This window comes from Marinitenerispora sediminis, assembly GCF_003336425.1.
GTDB classification, from domain to species: Bacteria; Actinomycetota; Actinomycetes; order Streptosporangiales; family Streptosporangiaceae; genus Marinitenerispora; species Marinitenerispora sediminis.
This window is the reverse complement of the sequence record NZ_QEIO01000194.1, coordinates 1-7,645: the sequence shown is the minus strand read 5'-3', so window position 1 is coordinate 7,645 and position 7,645 is coordinate 1. Positions and strand designations below refer to the sequence as shown.

Genomic DNA, 7,645 nt, shown 5'->3' with positions numbered 1-7,645 from the left:
GGAGCGGGACGCCAACGAGGGCGACACCCGGATGCTGGTCACCGATTTTCTCAGCGAGGGTCTCGATTACCACAAATACGACCACCTCACGACCGAATACCGGACCCAGGGCGAATCCGCCGATTATGGAATCCGCATCGACGACCAGCTCTTCGCCCTGACCGAGGTCAAGCGGTGCGGCCAGGAGCTCGACGCCCGCAACCTGCGGCAGGTGCGGACGGTCGCGGCCGGCGAGGAGGTCGAGTGGCTGGTGCTCACCAACGGCCGCGTCTGGCAGGTCTACCACTTCACCGCCGACGCGTCCACGGTCGAGCTCGTGTTCGAGGTCGACCTGCTCGATGAGGAGAACCGCACGGCCACCATCGACGGGCTGTTCCACCTGAGCAGGTCAGCGGTCCAGCAGGGGCGGCTGGCCAACCTGCGCGCGTGGCGGGCGGCACTGGAGCGGGGACCGCTCGCCGAGGTGCTGCAGAGCCCGGCCGTCATCGAGGCCGTCCGCCACGAGGTGCGCCAGCGGACCGGGCACATCGGGCACCTCGGCGACACCGAGGACGTGCTGCGGGCCCTGCGCGACGGCATCATCCCGTCCAGCCTCCTGGACTGACCCGGCGCGTGGGGGCGCCGCCACGCGTCCCGCCCTCACACGCTCCCGCGTCGGCACCGCGTCCACCGCCCCCGCCCGTCGCCCCGCCGGGGGGCGGTGCGACGGGAGGCCCGCGGCCGGCCGGCGCTAACCTGGGGGCGCCAGATCCCCGGTCGGAGAGGGCCGATGAACCGTTTCGCAACCACCGCCGCGTCCGGCGCGCTCGGCGCCGTCCTCCTCGCGACGACGGCATGCCAGGCCGGTGGCGCGGCCGAACCGCCCGCCGGCGGCACGGCACCCGGCGCCGGCGCCGACAAGGCCGGGATCGCGGCGGTCACCGGCGCGACGCTGCGGACCAGCGAGGGCGACATCGAGGTCACGCTGTTCCCGGACCGGGCGCCCGAGACCGTAGCCAACTTCGTGCTGCTGGCGGAGGGCGGTCGCGTCGCCAATCCGGTCACGGGCCGGGACGAGTTCTACGACGGGACCCTGTTCCACCGGGTGATCCCGGACTTCATGATCCAGGGCGGCGACCCGCAAGGAACCGGCACGGGCGGGCCGGGTTACACCTTCGGCGACGAGATCGACCCCGAGCTGACGTTCGACGAGCCGGGCATGCTGGCCATGGCCAACGCCGGACCGGACACCAACGGGTCGCAGTTCTTCATCACCTCCGCGCCGACGCCGTGGCTGGACGGCAAGCACACGATCTTCGGCGAGGTCGCCGACGGCGCCGGCAACGACGTCGTCGCGGCCATCTCGGCCGTGGAGACCGACTCCGGCGACCGCCCGGTCGAGGACGTGGTGCTGGAGTCCGTCACCATCCACCGCTCCGGCGACTGACCCGGGCGCGCCCGCGGCCCGCGCCCGCGCCACCGCGGGGCGGCCGGTTCAGGCCGCCCGCTCCGCCGCGTCGCGCAGGGCGGAGGCCGCTCCGCCGACGACCGGTTCCCCGTGGCCGAAGCAGGCAACGTCGACGTCGAGCCCGGCGAGCCGGCGCAGCGACGCGATCGCGCGGGCCCGGTCGGTGTTGAACACGCCCAGGATGGCCCGGCCGTCGGCGCCGGCGACCGCGTCGCCGGTGACGAGCACGCGCGGGCCGGGGAGGTGGAGCGCGATACTGCCGTCGGTGTGCCCGGGAGCTCCCACGACGACGGCGCCTCCCGCGAAGTCGAGGACGTCGCCGTCCACCAGTGCCCGGTGCACCGGGCACGGCGGTGCCGGTGGAAGGGACGGCAGGTTCTCGAAGAGCTCGCGCTCCCAGGCGGGGGCGTCGGAGAAGTCGGGCGGCGCCCCCGGACGCTCGCCGCGCACAACGGGCGCGTCGTCGCGGTGCGCCAGCACCTCCGCCTCGCCCCAGGCGGCGATCTCCGCCGCCGATCCGGCGTGGTCCTGGTGGTGGTGGGTCAGCACGACGCGCCGGACGTCGCCCGGCCGCCGGCCCAGCCGGCGGAGCCCCTCGGCGATCGCCGGGGCGCTTCCGGCGACGCTGGTGTCGATGAGCGTCACCGCGTCGGCGTCCCGCCAGAGGTAGACGTGCCCGAACGGGAAGCGCAGCAGGTGCAGGTCCGGCAGGACCTCCGTCATGTCCATGGCGGCGGGCGAACAGCAGGCGGCCCCGGGGTTGCTGGCCGCCCGTCCGGTGCCACGCGCCAGGCCGACGCCGCCGATGCCGCCGACCCGTGCGGCGGCGCCGGCCGCCTTGGGCCCCGAACCGTCGGGGGCGGCCACCGAACCGCGCGCCCATGGCGGGGCCCCGGGGGACCAGTGTGCGCAGACCACCGCCGGCGCCCCTCTGAGCGCTCCATGTCCGGCTGGAACGGCGGTGTTCCGGTCCTGCCCTCGGTGCGGCACCGACGCAGTCGCGGCCGCGCGGACCAGCTCACGGCGAGCCGGTCGGCGCGGTTGTCCCACTCGCCATCCGGAGCGGGCCGGGGGCCCGTCCCCGCGTCTGCCCCGCTCATCCGGAAGCGAGGCCGGCCCGGTGCGCGGCGCGCGACCGCGACGGCGCCGGCGGGCTTCGCCGCGCGACGGGGCGCTCATCCGGCGTCGCGGGACCGGACCCGCCCGGGACCGCCATGTCGCGCGCACCATGGGAAGGACTGCGGGCGCGCGCTGCCAGCGGTCCAGGTACCGAACGCGCCACTCCGGCGCGACCGGCCGACCGGCGCTCGCTCACCGCGTCGGCCATCGCTACGACCATTGGCCAGCGCACCGGCCCCCGCCAACGATCCCGCTCGCTGCCCCAGCTCCGGCTCCCCCGGCGCCCACCGCGCCGCGGATCTACGGCCCTGGGCGCCGCGGGCGGGGCCGGGGTACGGTGACCGCATGCGTTGACACCCGCCCCGCGCCCGGGGCCCACCGACTCCTTCGTGCCGCCGTCTTCCCCAACGACGCCCACCGGGCACCGAAGGAGTCCGCACCATGCGCACATTGACCATCGCCCTCCTCCAGCTGGCGCTCCCCGGCCCCGACCTCGCGGCGAACCTCGCCGAGGGCGAGGCCGCCTGCCGCCGGGCCCGCCTCCTCGGCGCGGACATCGCGCTGTTCCCGGAGATGTGGAGCAACGGCTACGGCACCCTCCTCCCGGAGGAGGCGGCCGACGAGGACCTCTACCGGCACCCCGACCTGTGGGACGACAACGACGCCGACGCCCCGGCGGGTACCGCCCCGGCGCCATCCGCCGACGCCGTGTGGGCGGGCGAGCCGATCGACCGCGACTCACCGTTCGTCTCGCGGTTCCGCGCCCTGGCCGCCGAACTCGGCATGGCGATCGCCGTCACCTACCTGGAGCGCTGGCCCGGCGCACCGCGCAACACGGTGACGCTGATCGACCGGCACGGCCGCGACGCACTGACGTACGCGAAGGTGCACACCTGCGCGTTCGGCCTGCCGGAGGCCGTACTCACCCCCGGCGACGGCTTCGAGGTCGGCCTCCTGGACACCGCGGCGGGCGAGGTCGCGGTCGGCGCGATGATCTGCTACGACCGCGAGTTCCCCGAGAGCGCCCGTGCGCTCATGCTGGCCGGCGCCGAGGTCATCCTCACGCCGAACGCGTGCGAGATGGAGGTGAACCGGCTCGCCCAGTTCCGGTCCCGCGCCGGGGAGAACATGGTGGCCGTGGCCATGGCCAACTACGCGGGGCCGGGCTGGGGCCACTCCGTCGCCTACGACGGCATCGCCTACGCCAGCGGACGCTCCCGGGACATGCTCGTGGTCGAGGCCGGAGAGGCGGCCGGAGTGTATCCGGCCGTCTTCGACCTGGACGCGCTGCGCGACCACCGGCGCCGCGAGGCCTGGGGCGACGCCTTCCGCCGGCCGGCCGCCTACGGGCCGCTCACCGGACGGTCGGTGCACGAGCCGTTCATCCGAGTCGACCGGGCGGGCCGACCGGCACCGCGCTGAAACGGCGCCACCAGCGCACACGGGCGGCCGCTGCCACGGTAGGGACGGTAGGGCCGGGCTGGCGGCCCGGTCATGCGCGGCGGCGCGAACAGCCACACCACCCCGGCGTCCCCCACCCGGCCCGAGTGGCACGCCTACCGCCCGCCCCCGGCCGGTCCGCGAGGAGCAGTGCAACGACAGCCGCAGGCGAGCGCGGACGAGAGGGCCGCGCTCGCCTGCGGGAAGCACTACCAGGGTGGCGCGGACGAACGTCCACGATCCCGGGCCATCCGCGCGTGCGCGGGGAGCATCCCATGCCCCCTTGACCCCCAGTCAAGTGCGCGGGGAGCATCCCTTCAGCACGTCGACCGTGGCCGCGACGCGGGGCCATCCCCGCGTGCACGGGGAGCAGTCGTTGACCTGGGACTTTACCAAGTCGCAGCGCCGATTCTGACCACTTCCTGAGATTCTCACAGAACTCACTTAGCCACATGAATGGCGCCGAAGGATCGATCCTGAGTGCGGGGAGAATCCGCGCGCATTCCCGAACGGACCGAGTGGCGCTGGCCTCGTACACGCAGACGCTTCGCGGGCTGGATCATCGGGGGTTCCTGTCCTGGTTCCTGCGCCCGGGCAGAAGCGGCCCGTTCCCCAGGAGCAACGATCGTTCACCTCGTCGGCGCGGTGCTGGGCCGACCGAGCTGGGCAGTGTGCTGCCGCGTGCGGTGCCCCAGGCAGCCACGCGTGCGTCGGGCAGGACGAGGTCCCAGACCTTGCGGTTGACGGTGCGGTGAGCCCGGTGGCCCGCACGGCGCGCCCCCTCCACGGCGCCGTCGTCGCACGCGGTCACGCGGCGCCGGCGCGGTTCAGTTCCGCCTCGACGCCAGGGCCCCCTCGTGCGCCCGGGTTTGGGCGTCGCCCTGCGGGCGGTGCCGATAGGCGCAACGTCGTCCGCCAGACATCGACCCGCAGCCCCCGCGGCGCCGAGGGCGGCGGGCTCTGGTCATGGCACGGTCACGGCGCGGGCTCGGTGTCCGGGCGCCCGGCATTGGGCCATTGTCCGTGGTGCCGGGCGCCGGCCTTCGCTGGCCTTCCGTGGCTGATGGCGCGTTAGTTCGACCCGCAGCAGCCCGCGGTGGCCGTCGCCGGCTCGCTCAAGGCGGTGGCGGAACCGGCGGCGCCGGCGTCCTCGCTCATCTGGTCGGCGTCGCCCTTGACCACGTAGACCTCCCACGGCTCCCCGCCGGGGCCGTGCACCCACACCTTGTCCTGCACGGCGTAACAGCACGAGGTGTCACTCTCTTCGAAGGTCGCCAACCCCGCCTCCTTGAGCCGGGTGGTGGCGGCGTCCACGTGGGCGCCGCTCTCCACCTCGACACCGAGGTGGTCAAGGCGGGTGTCCTGCCCCGGCTCGCCCTCGATCAGCACCAGCTTCAGCGGGGGCTCGGCGATGGCGAAGTTGGCGTAGCCCGGGCGGCGCTTGGCGGGCTCGACGCCGAACAGCTTGGAGTAGAAGACGACGGATCCTTCCAGGTCTGCGACGTTCAGGGCGAGTTGGACACGGGACATGGGGTCTCCTCGATCCGGTTGTATCGATGTCTGTCTATTCAACGTTGCGCATTGGATCGAAGTTTGTCAACATAGACGCATGTCGAAACAAGGGGCCGAGACGTCCGACGCGGCTGGCACGGTCCAAAGCTGCTGCCCCGGGCTGCTGACAGCTCCGCTGGAGGAGGACCAGTCCGTGGAGCTGGCGCGGGTGTTCAAGGCGCTGGGGGATCCGGTACGGCTTCGGCTGCTGTCGATGATCGCGTCCCGGGCCGGAGGCGAGGTGTGCGTGTGCGACCTGACGCCCGCGTTCGACCTGTCGCAGCCGACGGTCTCCCACCACCTGAAGCTGCTGCGCGAGGCGGGGCTGATCGCCGCGCAGCGGCGGGGGACATGGGTGTACTACCGGCTGCTGCCGGAGACGACCGACCGCCTCGCCGCCATCCTGACCCGGCCCGCCGGACAGCCCGTACCCCAGCCCGCCTCGGCCGCCCCGTGACCGCCCGCGTGGCGGGGACCGCCCCGGCGGTCGCGGGCCGGCTGGGGAAACTCGACCGGTACCTGACGGTGTGGATCCTGGTGGCGATGGCCGCCGGATTGGCGCTGGGCCGACTGGTCCCGGGGCTCGGCGAGCTGCTCGCGGGAGCGGGCATCGCCGGGGTCTCGCTGCCCATTGCCCTCGGGCTGCTGGTGATGATGTACCCGGCACTGGCCAAGGTCCGCTACGACCGGCTGGGGGCGGTCGCCGGTGACCGGCGGCTGCTCCTCTCCTCCCTGGTGCTGAACTGGGTCCTGGGCCCGGCGGTGATGTTCGCGCTGGCGTGGCTGTTCCTGCCCGACCTGCCGGAGTACCGCACCGGGCTGATCATCGTCGGGCTGGCCCGCTGCATCGCCATGGTGATCGTCTGGAACGACCTGGCGGGTGGCGATCGGGAGGCGGCGGCCGTGCTGGTCGCGCTGAACTCGCTGTTCCAGGTGGCGGCCTTCGGGCTGCTCGGCTGGTTCTACCTGGCGGTGCTGCCGGGCTGGCTGGGGCTGGAGCAGGCCGCGTTGGACGTGTCGGTGGCCGGGATCGCCGGTTCGGTGCTGGTGTTCCTCGGGGTGCCGCTGCTGGCCGGCTTCCTCACCCGCCGGTTCGGCGAAAGGGCCCGGGGACGCGACTGGTACGAGACCCGGTTCCTGGTCCGGCTCGGCCCTCTCGCGCTGTACGGGCTGCTGTTCACCATCGTCGTGCTCTTCGCCCTCCAGGGGGAGGCGATCACGTCCCGGCCGTGGGATGTCGCCCGTATCGCGCTGCCGCTGCTGGCCTACTTCCTCCTCATGTGGGCGGGCTCCCTGGCCGTGGGACGGGCGCTCGGACTGGGCTACACGCGGTCGGTGACGCTGGCGTTCACCGCCGCGGGCAACAACTTCGAACTGGCGATCGCGGTCGCCGTCGCCACGTTCGGCGCGACCTCGGGTCAGGCGCTGGCCGGGGTGGTCGGCCCGCTGATCGAAGTCCCCGTCCTCATCGGCCTGGTGCACGTCGCACTCGCCGCCCGCCGCTTCTTCCCCGAGAAGGAGACCGCTGATGTCTGACCCGCGCCCCTCGGTGCTCTTCGTGTGCGTGCACAACGCCGGCCGCTCGCAGATGGCGGCGGCGTTCCTCACCCACCTGGCCGGTGAGCGGATCGAGGTTCGCTCGGCCGGATCTGCGCCGGCCGACACGGTCAACACCGCCGTGGTCGCAGCGATGGCCGAAGTCGGCGTCGACCTCTCCTCCGCCACGCCGAAGGTCCTGACCACGGAAGCGGTGCGGGCCTCCGACGTGGTCATCACGATGGGGTGCGGGGACGCGTGCCCGGTCTTCCCCGGCAAGACCTATCTGGACTGGCGACTGCCCGATCCGGCGGGCCGGGGCGTGGACGCCGTGCGGCCGATCCGCGACGAGATCCGCCGGCGGATCGCCGACCTGGTGGCCGATCTCCTGCCGGCCGCGTCCGGGCGCTCGGGCGGGGCCGACGTCTGGGACTGCGCCGGCGGTGCGCCCAGCGAAGAGCGGCCCTCCGGCCAGGGACGCGTGGCGGGCCCGTGAGCACGCACCCGAGAACGCGGCCCGGGGCCTGAGCCCGCGGGGAGCCTCCCCCCCCC

General features: G+C 73.9%; 8 protein-coding genes. 6 read left to right on the top strand and 2 right to left on the bottom strand.

Features of this window, described 5'->3' with window-relative positions; translation table 11 throughout:
* Window positions 1-604 (top strand): hypothetical protein (locus DEF28_RS27710; RefSeq protein ID WP_114446235.1); only part of this gene is annotated, 604 nt, incomplete at its 5' end.
* Between the two features lie 165 nt (window positions 605-769).
* Entirely contained in the window at window positions 770-1,426 is a 657-nt protein-coding gene (locus tag DEF28_RS24250) for a peptidylprolyl isomerase (RefSeq protein WP_114400407.1), read from the top strand.
* A 48-nt stretch (window positions 1,427-1,474) separates the two neighbouring features.
* Here the strand turns inward: DEF28_RS24250 and DEF28_RS24245 are convergent, their stop codons facing one another.
* Entirely contained in the window at window positions 1,475-2,314 is an 840-nt protein-coding gene (locus DEF28_RS24245) for an MBL fold metallo-hydrolase (protein WP_233515511.1), read from the bottom strand.
* 693 nt (window positions 2,315-3,007) lie between these two features.
* On the opposite strand from DEF28_RS24245, the gene DEF28_RS24240 reads away from it, so the two are divergent.
* Window positions 3,008-3,988: a carbon-nitrogen hydrolase family protein gene (locus DEF28_RS24240; protein WP_114400406.1), complete on the top strand. Its 981-nt coding sequence runs from the start codon at window positions 3,008-3,010 to the stop codon at window positions 3,986-3,988.
* Window positions 3,989-5,077: 1,089 nt separating this feature from the next.
* Here the strand turns inward: DEF28_RS24240 and DEF28_RS24235 are convergent.
* Window positions 5,078-5,536 carry an ArsI/CadI family heavy metal resistance metalloenzyme gene (locus tag DEF28_RS24235; protein ID WP_114400405.1) on the bottom strand — a complete coding sequence of 153 codons (459 nt, stop codon included), beginning with the start codon at window positions 5,534-5,536 and terminating at the stop codon, window positions 5,078-5,080.
* Window positions 5,537-5,615: 79 nt separating this feature from the next.
* On the opposite strand from DEF28_RS24235, the gene DEF28_RS24230 reads away from it, so the two are divergent.
* The 3 genes from DEF28_RS24230 to DEF28_RS24220 are packed head-to-tail and all read left to right on the top strand — an operon-like array spanning window position 5,616 to window position 7,589.
* Window positions 5,616-6,014 (top strand): ArsR/SmtB family transcription factor, encoded by a 399-nt coding sequence (locus DEF28_RS24230; protein ID WP_114400404.1) that lies wholly within the window; start codon window positions 5,616-5,618, stop codon window positions 6,012-6,014.
* The gene (arsB, locus tag DEF28_RS24225) at window positions 6,011-7,093 is read left to right on the top strand and encodes an ACR3 family arsenite efflux transporter (RefSeq protein WP_258862748.1); all 1,083 of its coding nucleotides are present in this window, start codon (window positions 6,011-6,013) and stop codon (window positions 7,091-7,093) included. Before DEF28_RS24230 ends, arsB begins: the two co-directional genes overlap by 4 nt.
* On the top strand, window positions 7,086-7,589 hold the full coding sequence (locus DEF28_RS24220; protein WP_114400402.1) for an arsenate reductase ArsC: 504 nt from the start codon (window positions 7,086-7,088) through the stop codon (window positions 7,587-7,589). The genes arsB and DEF28_RS24220 overlap by 8 nt, the downstream gene beginning before the upstream one ends.
* The last annotated feature ends 56 nt before the right edge of the window (window positions 7,590-7,645 follow it).

What these genes read in the sequence shown, in the direction of transcription:
- DEF28_RS24250 (WP_114400407.1), top strand. Translation starts at nt 770, where the DNA reads ATGAACCGTTTCGCAACCACCGCCGCGTCCGGCGCGCTCGGCGCCGTC.
- DEF28_RS24220 (WP_114400402.1), top strand. Translation starts at nt 7,086, where the DNA reads ATGTCTGACCCGCGCCCCTCGGTGCTCTTCGTGTGCGTGCACAACGCC.
- DEF28_RS24240 (WP_114400406.1), top strand. Translation starts at nt 3,008, where the DNA reads ATGCGCACATTGACCATCGCCCTCCTCCAGCTGGCGCTCCCCGGCCCC.
- DEF28_RS24235 (WP_114400405.1), bottom strand. Translation starts at nt 5,536, where the DNA reads ATGTCCCGTGTCCAACTCGCCCTGAACGTCGCAGACCTGGAAGGATCC.
- DEF28_RS24230 (WP_114400404.1), top strand. Translation starts at nt 5,616, where the DNA reads ATGTCGAAACAAGGGGCCGAGACGTCCGACGCGGCTGGCACGGTCCAA.